The sequence below is a fragment of the Bradyrhizobium nanningense genome (assembly GCF_004114535.1).
GTDB lineage: Bacteria > Pseudomonadota > Alphaproteobacteria > Rhizobiales > Xanthobacteraceae > Bradyrhizobium > Bradyrhizobium nanningense.
This window is the reverse complement of the sequence record NZ_LBJC01000007.1, coordinates 484,500-499,607: the sequence shown is the minus strand read 5'-3', so window position 1 is coordinate 499,607 and position 15,108 is coordinate 484,500. Positions and strand designations below refer to the sequence as shown.

Sequence of the window (15,108 nt, the reverse complement as noted above, 5' to 3'; positions counted from 1 at the left end):
AACGCATAAAGTTCCCGTTCGGTAACTTACGGCGAGAGAGCTATGAACACGCCTCCAAAAGGCACTCCCCCCTCGGGCGGAAACGAGGCTCCTGGCGAGACCGGTGTCGCGCGCCAAGCCGCCGAGTTCGCTGCAGCATTCGGTCGCCTCATCCAGGAAGAACGCAAACGCCAGGGCCTCCGGCAGGACGAGCTGGCCATGGTGAGCGGGACAGGAAAGCGTTTCATCGTCGACCTCGAGGCCGGAAAAAGCACCTGTCAGCTCGGGCGCAGCCTGCACGTGGCAAACGTGCTCGGGCTGCGCATCGAGGATGTTCTCAAAGATGCGCAAGCCCGCCGCGCGAACACTTCCGAGACACCGGACATTCCCGACAGCGACGAGGAGGAGCCTCATGGACCGTCTTCCGGTCTACTTTGAGACGCGAGAGGTCGGCTGGATCACGACCGCCGACGAAGCGTCAGGCTTCACCTATGCCGAATCCTGGCGCGGGCTGACCGGCGCCTTCCCTGTGTCGCTCACCATGCCGCTCGCGCGGGCGTCGCATGATGCCTCGGCAATTCTGGTATGGGCGGCAAATCTGCTGCCGGAGAACGCAACTCTCGGGACCGTAGGTCATATGCTCGGCAAGTCGCCGGCCGATGTCATCGGTCTTCTTGCCGAGATGGGCCGCGACACCGCCGGCGCGCTCTCCGTCGGACAACCTGGCACCGGGCTGATCGCCGGCAAATGGCGAGAGATCCCCGACAAGGCCTCGCTCGAGCGCATCCTCAATGAGCTACCCCACAAGCCTTTCCTCGTCGGCGAAGATGGCGTGTCGATGTCACTTGCCGGTGTGCAGACAAAGCTCGCCGTCGCTCTGGATGGCGACACCCTGTACATACCGATCGACGGCGCGCCATCGACCTACATCATCAAGCCCGATGGCGAGCGCTTGCCTGGCGCCGTCCAGAACGAGGCATTCTGCCTGACGCTCGCGCGCATGATCGGAATCCCGACGCCAAAGGTGACGACAGGGAGGGCAGGCGAACGTAGCTACCTGCTGGTTGAGCGCTATGACCGCCGTCATGACGGCAAGAGGTGGCGGCGGCTGCATCAGGAGGACTTCTGCCAAGCCCTGGGCCTGCCGCCAGCTGCCAAGTACCAGAACAACGATAGAGGCCTAAAAGGACCATCATTGGCCGACATGGTCGGCGTGACCCAGCGCCACATGACAGCACAGGAGACCGCCCGCTTCGTCGATCTTGCCATCTTCAATCCGATGGTGTGGAACACCGATTCCCACGCCAAAAATTACGCGCTGATGCTATCGGCGCGCGGCGCCGCCATGGCGCCAGGTTACGACATCGTCTGTGCGGCGCCATATCCGAAGATCACCCGCAACATGGCGCAGAAGATCGGCGGGCAAAAGCAGGCTGACCAGCTCGGACGCAACCACTGGGAGCGCTTCGCCATCGACTGCAAGCTCTCTCCAGCGCAGACGATCCGGCGCGTCTCCGAGATTGCTCAGGCTGTGACGCACCATGCAATGGCGGCCAAGGCAGAGGTCGAAGCCATGCCTGCCGGCGGCGATCCCGTCCTGGACACGGTGGTCGAGGCGGTGATTTCGCGCGCACGCGGCTACCTAGAGCGCCTAAAGCAAGCGCAGCCGGCGCCGGAAGGCGCAGCAGCCCCATCGCCCTAGGCTAGGAATAGACGCACGTGGCGACAAAGCCGAGCTCGCCTGTCTCACCCGCCGGAAGACGTGGCTGCACATCTGCGCTCAAGGACTCCGGGGGGCGTGCCCGACGATTTTCCGCACAAGGATACGATCATCGCACTCGAGGCGCTGCTCGAAGACCACGAAGGATTTCACCCAGTAGCACCCCGATCTTCCGCATCGCTTATGTAGCTGGCGCGGCCCGCCGGATAGCAAGATGTCTGCTGCCGGCACGATATTCGCGACGTGGCATGCGAAACCGCAAACGGCGGTTAATCGAAAGGCCATGATGCGTGCCGATCGAGTGGCAGAGCGCCCAGGTACGGCGAGCTTCGTGCTGATGGTCGTGGCCTTCCTCGCCGTCGCCTCGGCTTTCGCGCTCTCGATCGTGACCGGCTACATCTCGATCCGCCGTCAGGGCATCTATTTCTCGATGATCACGCTGGCGCTGTCTACAGCTGCTATTTCATCTACTTCAGGCCCCGTTCATCCATGGTGAGGACGGCATTCCGCAGGGACACATGTTCGGCGTCCTCGATCTCCCAAGCCGACGGTTCTGTATTACGTCGTGCTGATCGGCTTCCTCGCCGGGTTCCTCCTGATCTTCCGCGTCATCAATTCGCCCTTCGGCGAGGTCCTGAAGTCGATCCGCGAGAACGAGCAGCGCGCCATCTCGCTGGGCTGCCGGACTGACCAGTACAAGTTCCTGGCCTTCGTGCTGTCCGGCACGCTGGCGGGCTTCGCCGGAGCGCTGAAGGTGTTCGTGGCGCAGAACGCCTCGCTCACGGACGTGCATTGGTCGACGTCGGGCGAAGTCGTGCTGATGACGCTGGTCGGCGGTCTCGGCACCATCTTCGGCCCCGCGGTCGGCGCCTTCATGATCATCGCCATGCAGCAATATCTGGCGAGCTTCGGCCAGTGGGTGACAGTGATTCAGGGCGCGATCTTCGTGACCTGCGTGCTCACCTTCCGCCGTGGCATCGCACAGCGCTACAACTGTAAGCTCTGACGATCTGATGCAAGCTGTCACGCGGAGCGCTCGTCAGCGGCTTATTCGTCGTACAGCTGACGCAAGAGTGTTGACCTCTTCGAGTGTATTGTAATAGTGCGGCGAAGCCCGAATGACATGCGGGAGCCTTCTCCTCATTGCGTCCAATGGCGTACTTGTTGGAGGAGAGACCGAGACATTGATTTTTTCACTTTGCAAATGGCGCATGACTTCGCGTGCTTCCACGTCCTGAAGAGTGAACGAAACGATTGAAGCGCGATCTTCTCCGAGGTCGTGAATCGACAAACCGGGGATCGCGCTGAGTGCAGCGCGCAACTCGTTCGCAAGCAGGCGGCAACGTCGTTCGATCTTGTTGATGCCGATTAGAAGTGCGTAGTCGACCGCTATGCCAAGGCCGAGCCGCGCGGCGTAATTCGCCTCCCAGGTTTCAAACCGTCGAGCGTCGGACCTAAGTTCGTAGCGGTCAGGTCCAACCCAAGGTGCACCAAACAGGTCTATCATGGCCGGTTCAATGTCCTTCAGAAAATCCTCGCGCATGTAGAGGAAGCCTGTTCCACGCGGACCGCGCAGGAATTTCCGGCCCGTCGCCGTGAGCATGTCGCAACCAAGTGCATGGGCATCCACCGGGATCTGTCCAACTGCCTGGCACGCATCCAGCAGGTAGGGAATTCCATGTGCTCGCGCGATTTGACCGACAGCTTCAGCCGGATTCACCAAGCCACCGTTCGTCGGTATCCAGGTGATGGCGATCAGTCGCACGCGGTCATCGATCATCCGCTCGAGCGCCTCAGGGTCCAAAACCTGATTTGCGTCGTCGGGTATAACCTCGACCCGTGCGCCCGTGCGGCGTGCGACCTGCAAAAACGCAACATAGTTTGCGGCAAATTCTGCGGAGGTGGTGAGTATTCGGTCTGAAGGTTTAAAGCGGAGCGAATAGAAGGCGCGCTGCCAGGCCAGAGTGGCATTTTCGGCCAGCGCGATTTCTTCCCGCTTCGAGCCGACTAGTCGAGCTATGCCATCGTATACGCCTTCGAGGCACGCTGTGCTTTCGGCGTACGCTTCGTAGCCGCCAATCTCGGCTTCGCGCCGGAGATATGTCATCATGCCGTCCACGACGGGACGTAGCATCAGCGCGGCGCCCGCATTGTTGAGGTGAATTCGATGCGCAACACCCGGCGTATCGGCTCGCAAACGATCGACCTCGGAATCTGAAAGATCTTCCTTCGAGCTTGCGGCTTGCTCCCGGATATCCTGCACCAGAGATCCCCTCTTTCGCGACACGGTAGAATGCCAGATTGCGAGGCGTCAGCGGTCTTCGACCAGCAAATCTTTTTGGAATATGCCTGCCAGACGAGCCCAAACCCGCCATTTTAGGCTCAACAATGCCGAATTCCGTCATGGATTGCGTCAAAGATTGCACTAACCGGCTTCGCGGCTCGGCACAGTACAGTCCGAAAAGATCGAACGAACTTGCCAGGAGGATGACCTTGGTACCCCCTTTTGAGGCCGCCGACTCCGCGACACAGACGCTTGCCACTCAACGATCTATCCTATTACGCAGCCGGTCATCTGGACTGAAACATGCGGCTTCCTGGTGCGACCGCAACGCAGGAGATGAGCCTCTGCGCCTTCTTCAAGCTTGTCCGCGCTATGCTCCGACCAATCTGATTTCTCTGCCGCGCACCGCGGAAAGGCTGGGGCTTGGCGAAATCTGGATCAAGGACGAGACCCAGCGTCTGGGCATAGGCAGCTTCAAGGGGCTCGGCGGAGCCTATGCCGTGCTGAAGCTTGCTATGCGACACGTCGAGAGGCGGACGGGGCGAGCAATTCTGCCGGCGGAACTGATGGAGCCTGGCGTTCGGGCCATGCTGTCCGAACTCACCTTTTCCTGTGCATCTGACGGCAATCACGGTCGTTCCGTATCAGCCGGAGCGCGGCTCATCGGGGCGCGAGCTGTGGTGTATCTCCACCAAGGCGTGAGTGAAGAGCGTGCCGCTCATATATCACGGCTCGGTGCTGAGATCGTGCGTGTGTCCGGAGATTATCACGACTCGGTGGAAGCTGCAGCCAAGGCTGCGTCGCAGGACGGTTGGATTGCCGTCCCAGATACCGTCGGCCCAGGAGAAGATGCCACGGCCTGCACGCTTGTGGTTCAGGGCTACTCGATCCTGACCGATGAAATCGTTGCAGCCACCACAGGACAGCAAAAGCCCTTTACGCATGTTCTGGTTCAAGCTGGCGTCGGAGGTCTTGCTGCAAGCGTATTCGGCCATGGTTGGGCGCGTGGTCTATTCGGGCCCGATACCCATCTGTGGATCGTGGAGCCGGAACGATCGGCCTGCCTTTATGAAAGCGCGCGAGCCAAGATGCCCGTGCGCCTTCCACCGGGGCCTGCGACGAACATGTCGATGCTCGAATGCCAAAGCCCGTCCTTGTTGGTTTGGCCGATCATCGAAGACCTGACCAGCGGCTACATCACGGTCACCGACGAAGAGGCCGCTGACGCGGTACGTTTGCTCAATGAGGGCATTTCAGGCGATCAGCGTCTTCGCGTCGGAGAGTCGGGAGCGGCGGGATTGGCAGGCCTCTTCAGGGCAGCCGAAGAGAAGGACCGAAAGCGACTTGGGCTGGATCAGTCCGCCAAGGTCCTGCTCTTTGCGACCGAAAGCCCTACCGACCTGTCGGTCTGGAGCGGCAACCAATAGGCAGGATCAAAACGCTGCCAATCAGGATACGTCAAGATTGATGCGGGTGGTGAATTTCACCGTCTGCATCGACACATAGGTGTTGAACGACTTGACGTTCTTGTCGGGAAAGAATGCTCGCTCGGTGAAAGCGCCATATTCTTCCATCGAGCCAGTGTTGACGACCAGAATGAAATCAGCCGAACCCGTTACGTAGTAGCACTGCGTAACCTCAGGATAGGCGCTCATCCGATTCTTGAAGGTGTGGAGAAGATCGAGCTGCTCTTGCTCGAGCGCCACGAGCACGATCGAGGTGACCCGTTTCCCGGCGACCGAAGGCGATATGATCGAGACGTCAGACATGATCGCCCCGTTTTCACGCAATCGCCTGAGCCGACGCAGGCAAGACGTCGGGGAAAGTCCCACGCGCTCTGCCAATTCCTCAGAGGTCTGCAGATTATTCTCCTGCAGCAGCATCAGAAGCTTCAGATCGAGGCGGTCGAGGTCCGTGCGCGTGACAGCCATTTAAACTCTCAACTTGCAACTTTCCGGCATTTTAGATCGCAAAACGGCGAATTCAGCCACTCGCTTGCCGGATTATAGGCATGAAGCCGGGTCGAGCAAGTATTTGCCACTACAAACGGAGGCGAAGATGGTCGATGTAGTCAGACGCAAGCTTCTTCGGGGAACCGCTTTGGCTGGGGGCTTGGCGGCCGCGCGCTCGCTGTTTCCCGCCCCGGCGCTTGCGCAAATCCCGAAGGGCACCGGTGAAGTCGTGGTCTATGACGGCGGCGGGTCCTGGGGCGAAGCCAAGCGGATCGCCTATTTCGAGCCCTTCGAGAAAGCGACCGGCATCAAGGTTATCGCTCAACCCCGCACGGATACGGGAGCGGTGCGAGCGAGCGTGTTGGCCGGTGCTCCCCGATACGACGTGACGATCATTCCTGGCGGCAAGGCCCCGACTTTCGAGCGCGACAATCTTCTGCTTCCGATCGACTACGGCTACTTCGACAAGGCAGACCTCGACGCGTTCAGTCCGGTCAAGGTCGGCAAGTTCACCGTGCCCGCGATCATCTATTCTCTGTTCATTGCATATGACGCGTCGAAGTTTACCTCCGATGCGCCGAAGTCTTGGGCGGATTTGTGGGATGCCCAAAAATTTGCGGGACGGCGCTCGCTCATGGCAGGAACCTGGGCCTCGGACGGCGGCACGTTCGAAGCAGCCCTGATGGCGGATGGTGTTGATCCGTCGAAGCTCTATCCACTTGATTGGGATCGCGCATTCAAGAGCCTCAGCCGGGTCAAGCCGAACATCCTGAAATGGTGGAATACCGGTGCGGAAGCTCCGCAGATGATCATCGATAAGCTGATCACGGCCGGAAGCGCCTGGAACGGTCGGGTTTCGGCAGCCAACGAGCAGGGGGCCAAGATCGGCTACACCTGGAATCAGGGGATGCTGCAGTATGACACCTGGGTGGTTTTGAAAGGCACTAAGAACGCAGACAACGCGTTCAAGTTTCTCGCGTTCTCAGCGCGAGCCGAGAACCAGGCAAAGTTTGTCCAACACATTCTCTACGCGCCGCCGAACTCGCGTGCGTTCGACTTAGTGCCGACTGAACGGGCGAAGCTCCTGCCGACCTCACCGGAAGCGCGGAAGCTGCAATTCGTCCAGGATTATGAGTTCTGGAACACGGTCGGCTCCAACGGCAAGGCCAACAATGAAGTAGCCGTCGCTCAATGGGAGCGTTGGATTTCTGGCGCACGGTAGGGCAAGATGGCGGATGCGAGTGTGGCAATGCCCCGTAGGGGATATACATTAGGACGGGCGCGCCTAGTGCCCGTCCTTCTTCTCTTGCCAATCGTAATCGTATTCTCGGTCGGCTACGTCGTGCCGCTTGCGCAACTCGTGCTCAAGAGCCTGCAGCTTGATGGCGCCTGGTCGCTCAAGAGCTATATCGAGATCGCCAACTCGCCCGCGTTTCTTTGGATCGTCCTTAGAACACTCGCGCTCGCCGCGACCGTGACGATCATTTGCCTCCTCATCGCTTATCCGCTCGCTTATGCCATATCGAAATGTCCACCGCGTCCGGCGGCGTTTCTTCTGCTTATCGTCACGCTCCCTTATTTGACGAGTGTCTTGATCAGAACCTACGCTTGGATCGTCCTGCTCAGCCCCAACGGGCCCATTAACCAGCTGCTCCTGCGGCTTGGAGTCATCTCCGAGCCATTGCAAATGGTATTCAATTCGATCGGCGTCTATATCGGCATGGTCCAGGTCCAGCTGCCGCTTATGGTTTTTCCTCTTTACGCTGTGTTGGCACGGGTTAATCCAAGCCTTGCAAAAGCGGCACAAAGTCTCGGAAGTCCTCCGACCGACGCCTTCCTGAGGGTCACGCTGCCAGCCTCGATGCCAGGCGTGATTAGCGGCTGCACGCTCGTGTTTCTGTCCAGTCTCGGCTTCTATATCACGCCAGAGCTTCTTGGTGGTCCGGACAGCTATCTGATCGCTCAGGGCATCAGCCTGCGCGTGCTGATCCTCGGAAATTTTGATGAAGCCGCAGCCCAGTCATCGATCTTGATGCTAGCAGTCATCACGGTCTTCCTGATATTTCGTCAGCGGATTGCGGAAGAACTCGACGATCGCCCGCACGACAACGTCTCACCAACCGGCACAACGACATCGGGACTCTCCACGCCGTGGCCGATCCTGGAGCGGCTAACGGCGATCCTGCACGGGCCGTCGCTAAGGTTGCATGAGGCTTTCACGGTCGTCCGCCGGCCCTTGTTCTACTTGATGGCGGCGCTAACGCTGCTCCTGCTCATATTGCCGTTCGCGGTCGTGATTCCTCTTGCATTCAGCGATGCACCCTATCTGACCTTCCCGCCACCCGGCTACTCACTGCGCTGGTTCTCAAGTCTGCTCAGAAATACGCAATGGCTCAATGCCTTGAGCTTCAGTCTCAAATGGGCAGGACTGTCTGCCCTGTTGAGCGTGGGTATTGGTGTTCCCGCTGCCTTCGCCCTCGTGCGGTACCGGTTCGCCGCGCGCGTGCCTGTCTATCTGCTCTTGATTTCCCCGCTGATCGTTCCTCACGTCGTCATTGCAGTTTCCCTGTTCTTCGCTCTCGCCGGGTCTTCGCTGATCGGTAATCCGCTGGCATTTGCCCTTAGCTATACGATCATTGGCGCGCCATATACCGTCGTCGTCATGATCGCAGGGCTCAAGCGCTTCAACCGCACGCTCGAACTGGCTGCCGCCAGCCTCGGTTCGAGCCCTCTCGTGACGCTGCGAACGGTGACGCTCCCATTGTTGTTGCCGACGCTAGCAAGCGCAGCAATCTTCGCGTTTATCGTGGGCTTCGATGACGTCGTGTTCGGCCTATTCCTGAGCGGACCTACCGCGACGCCTTTGCCCATGAGGATGTGGGACAACATCCGTCTGGAAATCAGTCCCCAGATCGCCGTCATTGCCGTTCTGTTTCTCATCGTGCTTGCGCTTCTGCTGCTTCTGCGGCTGTTCGTTGGCGCGGTCGTTGCAGGCCGGCGGCCGGAGGAAAGCGCCCATCCGTGATGGGGATCAATGAATTACGCTTCCGATATTGTTCATCACCAGCGAGAAAGCCAATGACGACTTTCCTGAAGCTGCCCACTCGATACAATCCTGGCCAATGTTTCGCGGTGGCAACGGAGCATGAATCATGAGCCGCGATCTCACATTCTCCGTCGAGGAGTACGAGCGCCGATGTGATGCTGTTCGCAAACTGATGGCGGACCGTCGGCTTGACTGCGTCATCTTCGACGAGCCCGAGATGATGTCGTGGCTTTCTGGCTATACAGTGTCTGAGAATCTCTGGCGTGCGTGCGTCGTGCCAGCATCGTCCGAGCCGTTCCTGCTGGTGCGTAAGCTTGACATGCCGCCGGCGCGGCAGCGCACGTGGATGGATAAAATCGTGGGCTTCGGTGATTGGGACGATCCGCTGGCCGTGCTGGTCAGCACCTTGCAGAAAACGGGTCCGGCGCTTGCCCGGATCGGCGCTGAATTTCAATCGAACTCTTTCACCATCCAAAGACTAAAATCGCTTCGCAAGCTCTTGCCGGACACCGAGTTTTGTGACCTTGAGCGATCGGGATGGGATCTCAGGCGATGCAAGTCGGCCGAAGAGATCGCGCATATGTCCCGGGCGGGTTCACTCTTGGATGCGGCCTTCGATGCGACCGTCAGGGAGGTTGCAAGCGGCAAGAGTCAACGTGATATCGCCGCAGCTGCCGCTGCAGCCTACTATCAGCTTGGGTTTGACGATGGTTTTGTTGGGCCTCTCAATGTCGGATCAGGCTGGGATTCGCTGCATGGGTTCCTCACAGAGCGACCGCTGGTCGATGGCGATATCGTTCATATCGAGCTATTGCCGCGCTTGCGATTCTATACGGTCCGGATCATGCGATCGGTCATCGTCGGACGAGCAAGCGCCGAGCAGCACGCCGCAGCCCAGACTCTGATCGAGCTCCAAGATCGCCAAATCGCAGCGCTCAGGCCTGGCGCGATTGCCGCTGACGTCGACCGCATCGTGCGGGAAGGCGTTGTCGCGGCGGGATTGCGCGAGACCTACGACAATATCACCGGGTATACACTTGGTACCGCTCCGCTTGTTTCTCAGCACACGAGCGACCTATATCGCTGTTTCACGCCTCGTTCGGAGTGGGCTATCGAGGAAGGAATGGTCTTTCACATGTACACGTCCGCTGCCGGTCTTGCCTTCAGCGAGTCCGTTGTGGTGACCAGTTCGGGTGGGAAGCGATTGACCTCAATACCGCGCAAGATATTCGAGACGGGGCCGAAATGAGCGTCAGCACAGCAACGGTGAACGAAAAGGCAGCGGCTAGTGTAGCTACGGCGCGCAGCCAACGGGGCTCCGTCTCGGTCAAGTCGTTGACCAAAATGTTTGGACCGGTCACGGCGGTCGACGACGTCTCGTTGTCGATCGAGCCGGGAGAGTTCGTCGCCCTGCTTGGATCGAGCGGGTCAGGGAAATCAACTTTGCTGATGATGATCGCCGGGTTCGAAGCGTCCTCATCCGGCGATATCCTGCTCGACGGCGTGCGAATCAATGATGTTCCGAGCTATCGTCGCGGCTTTGGCATGGTCTTCCAGAGCTACGCGTTGTTCCCTCATATGACCATCGCCGAGAACATCGCCTATCCGCTGCGACGCCGGGGCTTGCGTGGCGCAGACGTCGAACGTGAGGTCGCAAAAGCCCTGAAGCTCGTTGCGCTTGACGGGTATGGTGCACGGCTTCCAAGCCAGTTGTCGGGTGGGCAGCAGCAGCGGGTCGCGCTGGCCCGCGCGCTCGTCTTTCGTCCGCCGCTGCTGCTCATGGACGAGCCGCTTGGGGCGCTTGATCGCAAGCTGAGGCAGCAACTCCAAATGGAGATCAAGCTGATCCATAAGGAGGTCGGCAGCACCATCATTTTCGTGACCCACGACCAGGAGGAAGCGCTATCCATGGCCGATCGCGTTGCGGTTCTCGAACGAGGCCGCTTGCAACAGTGTGGAACACCGCGTCAGCTATACGAACAGCCGGCAACTGCCTTTGTCGCGGATTTCATCGGCGAGATGAACTTTCTGCCTGTCGAGTTGCTGCGGTCTGGTGGCGAAGTCTGTGCCCGCAGCGCCGATCTCGGGCTTGAAGTCGTGCAGCGGGAGAATCAGGTGCTGGCGTCAGGCGATCGAGGGTTGCTGGCGGTCCGCCCAGAATATGTCGGCCTGACACCCGACGAGGGCTCTACCGCGTTGGTTTTGGAGTCTGCCTACACGGGCACGAACCAGAGCGTGCTCGTGCAGGTGGGGTCCATCCGATTGACCGCCCGGACTTCAGTGAGCCCGGGACGGCAGCTGTTCCAATCCGGTCAACGGGTCCGCGTTGAGATCGAGGCTGCGCATACCCGCGTGTTTCCGGCCGCCCGTTGAGCTCCCTTTGGCGTGCAAGGAGCGACCCGAAATGAGCCGGAACGCCGCAATCTCGCGTGCCAAAAGCCATTTGGATTCCGGGGACTTTGAGACCGTGCTCTCGCAGCTCGTCGCTATTCCTTCGGAGAGTCAGAACCCGGAGCGAAAACTTCAGCTTGTCGAGTATCTCGACCAGCTCCGTTCTATGCTTGAAGCGCTCGGCTGCGACTGCCAGGTTTTGGCCGCTCTAGGTGTCCAATTCCTTTATGCAGAGCGCATAGAGGATCCCTCATTGCTGACGGTGCTCGGATATGGGCACGGCGATGTGGTTCGGGGAATGGAAGGCTCGTGGGCCGCGGGAAGGTCGCCTTGGCGCCTCGCAAAGCTCGATGATCGCTGGTACGGCCGTGGTACCGCCGACAACAAGGGACAGCACGCCATCAACATTGCCAGCCTCCGTGCTGTGCTCGAGACGAGAGGTCGCCTCGGCTTTAATCTGAAATACCTGATCGAAATGGGTGAAGAGGTCGATTCGCCTGGCCTGCGCGAATTCTGTACGATCCACAAGAAGCGCCTCCGTGCCGATCTTTTCCTGGCGTCCGACGGGCCGCGTTTGTCCGAACATCGACCCACGGTATTCCTGGGGTCGCGCGGATGTCTCACTTTCGACATGTCGATCGAGGCGCGTGATCGGGCATATCATTCGGGCAATTGGGGCGGTTTGCTCTCCGATCCCGCAATCCAGCTCGCGCATGCCTTGACGACGATCGTCTCCCCCACCGGCCGCATCCTGATCTCAGAATGGCTTCCAAGGGGGCTGCCCGACTCCGTCCGGAGGGCGCTTGCCGGTTGTATCGTTGATGGGGGGCCTGATGGACCCGAGATTGATCTGGCTTGGGGCGAAGCGGGGCTGACCCGGGCAGAACAGGTGTACGGCTGGTGCTCATTCGATGTTCTCGCCATGAGTTGCGGAAATCCGCAGGCGCCGGTCAACGCCATCCCCCCGACTGCCTGGGCGCGCTGTCAGCTCCGCTTCGTGGTCGGTGTTGATCACGAGGACATTTTGCCGGCGCTTCGGCGACACCTCCCGAAGTCCGGCCTCGACATGGTCCAGGTGGCACCAAGCCCTGACGATGGGGTTTTTCTTGCCACGCGCCTCGACCCTGAAGACCCGTGGGCTAAATGGGCCCAAGCCTCGATCATCCGGACGACGCAGAAGGCGCCGGCGATGTTGCCCAATTTCGCAGGGTCACTTCCGAACGATATCTTTGCCAACCTGCTGGACTTGCCCACTTTATGGGTGCCCCACGCCTATCCTGGATGCCGGCAGCATGCAGCCGACGAGCACCTGCCGACCGGGCTCGCGCGTGAAGCGCTGGCAATCATGGCGGGGCTATATTGGGATCTTGGCGAGCCAGCTACTCTGCCGGCATTCCAACGACGTTGACCTGTTCGGTGGAACTTTGCCGCCGATCATGGGCAGGTAATCACTTTTCTGCGAAGGCCCTTGCACATTTTCGAAGTACCGCTCGCCGTCCGATGCGCCAATCTTTGTCCAGGCGGCGCCGGGCGCCATCTTCGATTGGAACGTTGAAGGGGGAGCAAAGCACATGAGTGATGCATTTGGTCATCACGGCCTCGGCTGCAAGTGTTGCGATCACAGTCCGGCGCAGCCGAGCTTTGAGGCTGCTGTATCGGACCGCGTCGAGCAGGCGCTTCTGCATGGCCTCTTCCCGCAACCCATCCTGCGACGCGAATTGCTGCGGACCGTGGGCGCCGGTGCGATCATCGGGGCGCTGTCGAGCATTCTCCCCATCGAGACGCTGAAGGCGATTGCCCAGGAGCGCAAGCCTCTCGAGAAGACCAAGCTTGCCGTCGGCTTTTTGCCGATTACCTGCGCTGCTCCGCTCATCTACGGCGAGAAGCTTGGGAGCTACAGCAGGGAAGGCCTCGAGGTTAGCCTGCAAAAGATCGCCGGAATAGCTTTGATTCGGGACAAGATGCTCAATGGAGAGCTGGACGTCTCACAGCAGGTGATGCCCGTGCCGCTGACGATGACCGCAGGCCTTGGGGGCAATGTCCAGTCGATCAAAGTGCTTACAATCCTGAATCAAAATGGAAACTCGCTTGTCCTGGCCAATAAGCACAGGGACAATCGCGAGCCGAAGAACTGGAAGGGCTTTACCTTTGCCGTTCCGTTCGAGCAGAGTCACCAGACCCTGCAGTTGCGTAACTATCTAGCCGCGGCCGGCCTCGATCCGGACCAGGATGTCAAATACCGGATTGTTCCTCCTACCGAGTACGTCGCGAGCCTTCGAGTCGGGAGCATCGATGGCTTCTTCGGTGGTGAGCCGGGCGGCCAGCGCGCGGTCTACGAGGGCGCGGGATTCATCCATCTCATTTCGAAGGAGATCTGGGACGGTCATCCGTGCTGCTCGGTCACTGCGTCAGAGAGCTGGATACAGCAGAACCCGAATACGTTTATGGCGTTCTACCGCGCCATCATCGCCGCCAGTCTCCATGTCTCCAAGCCGGAGAACCGCGTTGGGATGGCGAAGGTGTTGTCGGAGCCGCAATACCTCAACGCCCCTGAAATCGTTCTTGAGCAGGTCCTCGGTGGCACCTACGCGGACGGCCTCGGAGCGATCAAAAAGGATGCGCGCCGCGTCGATTATCAGCCATTTCCGCAATACTCAGCCGCCGTTTGGCTGATGACGCAACTCAGACGCTGGAACATGCTGAAGGAGGACGTCGATTACAAGACGCTCGCCGAACGGGTGATGCTCGCAACAGACGCTGCCCGCATCATGCGTGAGCAGGGCGCCTCTCCTCCAGTCGTCGGGTTCGGCAGTGAGAAGATCCTCGGGAAGGATTTCGATTCCGGCAGGCCGCTGGAGTACCTGGCCTCGGTCAAGAAGTCCGGCTGACGCAAATGTTGCATCGGCTGCAGCAGCCCTGGGTGGCATCAATCGCGATCTTTGTTGGGTTCATCTGCATCTGGGCGTGGTTCACGACGACGACGTCGGGATCAGGCAGCGCCGCTGACGCCGAGTATGCGCGGCTCGCCGGCCAAAGTGCACCAGGGCAGCAGGCCAGCGCAATTCCTTCGCCCTGGGCCGTTGCGCTGCGCGGTTATGAGCTGATCGCGCACGCGTTGGATCGTGATAACCCCAACAATCTCGGCATCGCATGGCACCTGCTCTATTCCATGGGGCGAGTGGCTCTTGGTTTCACGTTGGCGTTAGCCGTCGCCGTCCCGCTGGGTTTCGTACTTGGGCTATGGCCGGCTTGTTATCGCGCACTTGATCCTTTCATCCAGGTTCTTCGGCCGGTCTCACCACTCGCGTGGATGCCACTTGCTCTCTACACGTTTCGCGACAGCACGATCTCGACAATCTTCATCATCTTCATCTGTGCCGTGTGGCCGATGTTGATCAGCACCGCGACCGGAACAGCGTCAGTGCGCGCGGAGTGGCTGAACGTGTCACGCGTATTCGGGGTTCCGAGGCTCGAGCACGTCACGCGAGTCGTGTTTCCCGCCAGCGTGCCTATGATCTTGTCGGGAATGCGTATTTCCATCGGCATAGCATGGTTCGTGATCGTGGCCGCGGAAATGGTCGGAGCCCAAAGCGGGATCGGCTATTTTATCTGGAACGAATGGAACAACTTGCAGATCGCCAGCATGATCGTTGCCATCGTTCTGGTTGGCGGGATCGGCCTGGCGCTTGACGTCATTCTTAAACGAATTGGCGAGCGCCTCAGCTTCCGGGAATAG

12 protein-coding genes and 1 pseudogene are annotated in these 15,108 nt (G+C 59.7%); 11 read left to right on the top strand and 2 right to left on the bottom strand.

Annotated features, from left to right (window positions below; genetic code table 11):
- Window positions 1–42: 42 nt before the first annotated feature.
- From XH84_RS06245 to XH84_RS06235, 3 genes and pseudogenes are all read left to right on the top strand, one after another.
- Window positions 43–417 (top strand): helix-turn-helix domain-containing protein, encoded by a 375-nt coding sequence (locus XH84_RS06245; protein ID WP_128948068.1) that lies wholly within the window; start codon window positions 43–45, stop codon window positions 415–417.
- Complete coding sequence (locus XH84_RS06240; RefSeq protein ID WP_347338864.1) at window positions 311–1,681, top strand: type II toxin-antitoxin system HipA family toxin; 1,371 nt, start codon at window positions 311–313, stop codon at window positions 1,679–1,681. Before XH84_RS06245 ends, XH84_RS06240 begins: the two co-directional genes overlap by 107 nt.
- A gap of 232 nt (window positions 1,682–1,913) precedes the next feature.
- A pseudogene (locus XH84_RS06235) lies at window positions 1,914–2,705 on the top strand (branched-chain amino acid ABC transporter permease).
- A gap of 33 nt (window positions 2,706–2,738) precedes the next feature.
- On the opposite strand, the gene XH84_RS06230 reads toward XH84_RS06235, so the two are convergent.
- A complete protein-coding gene (locus XH84_RS06230) occupies window positions 2,739–3,953 on the bottom strand; it encodes an aminotransferase class V-fold PLP-dependent enzyme (RefSeq protein WP_245471625.1) in 1,215 nt (404 codons plus the stop codon).
- A 134-nt stretch (window positions 3,954–4,087) separates the two neighbouring features.
- On the opposite strand from XH84_RS06230, the gene XH84_RS06225 reads away from it, so the two are divergent.
- Complete coding sequence (locus XH84_RS06225; RefSeq protein WP_128948066.1) at window positions 4,088–5,410, top strand: diaminopropionate ammonia-lyase; 1,323 nt, start codon at window positions 4,088–4,090, stop codon at window positions 5,408–5,410.
- Between the two features lie 21 nt (window positions 5,411–5,431).
- On the opposite strand, the gene XH84_RS06220 is transcribed toward XH84_RS06225, so the two are convergent.
- Window positions 5,432–5,914: an Lrp/AsnC family transcriptional regulator gene (locus XH84_RS06220; protein ID WP_128930938.1), complete on the bottom strand. Its 483-nt coding sequence runs from the start codon at window positions 5,912–5,914 to the stop codon at window positions 5,432–5,434.
- A gap of 127 nt (window positions 5,915–6,041) precedes the next feature.
- On the opposite strand from XH84_RS06220, the gene XH84_RS06215 reads away from it, so the two are divergent.
- The 7 genes from XH84_RS06215 to XH84_RS06185 all read left to right on the top strand — a co-directional run bounded on the left by XH84_RS06215 (window position 6,042) and on the right by XH84_RS06185 (window position 15,108).
- Complete coding sequence (locus XH84_RS06215; RefSeq protein ID WP_128948065.1) at window positions 6,042–7,157, top strand: ABC transporter substrate-binding protein; 1,116 nt, start codon at window positions 6,042–6,044, stop codon at window positions 7,155–7,157.
- Between the two features lie 66 nt (window positions 7,158–7,223).
- Window positions 7,224–8,960: an ABC transporter permease subunit gene (locus XH84_RS06210; RefSeq protein ID WP_164937334.1), complete on the top strand. Its 1,737-nt coding sequence runs from the start codon at window positions 7,224–7,226 to the stop codon at window positions 8,958–8,960.
- 127 nt (window positions 8,961–9,087) lie between these two features.
- Entirely contained in the window at window positions 9,088–10,230 is a 1,143-nt protein-coding gene (locus XH84_RS06205; protein ID WP_128948063.1) for a M24 family metallopeptidase, read from the top strand.
- Window positions 10,227–11,354, top strand: a complete 1,128-nt coding sequence (locus tag XH84_RS06200; protein WP_128948062.1) for an ABC transporter ATP-binding protein — start codon at window positions 10,227–10,229, stop codon at window positions 11,352–11,354. Before XH84_RS06205 ends, XH84_RS06200 begins: the two co-directional genes overlap by 4 nt.
- 31 nt (window positions 11,355–11,385) lie before the next feature.
- Window positions 11,386–12,780 carry a M20 family metallopeptidase gene (locus XH84_RS06195; RefSeq protein WP_128948061.1) on the top strand — a complete coding sequence of 465 codons (1,395 nt, stop codon included), beginning with the start codon at window positions 11,386–11,388 and terminating at the stop codon, window positions 12,778–12,780.
- A gap of 163 nt (window positions 12,781–12,943) precedes the next feature.
- The gene (locus XH84_RS06190) at window positions 12,944–14,260 is read left to right on the top strand and encodes a CmpA/NrtA family ABC transporter substrate-binding protein (RefSeq protein ID WP_128948060.1); all 1,317 of its coding nucleotides are present in this window, start codon (window positions 12,944–12,946) and stop codon (window positions 14,258–14,260) included.
- Between the two features lie 5 nt (window positions 14,261–14,265).
- Window positions 14,266–15,108: an ABC transporter permease gene (locus tag XH84_RS06185; RefSeq protein WP_128948059.1), complete on the top strand. Its 843-nt coding sequence runs from the start codon at window positions 14,266–14,268 to the stop codon at window positions 15,106–15,108.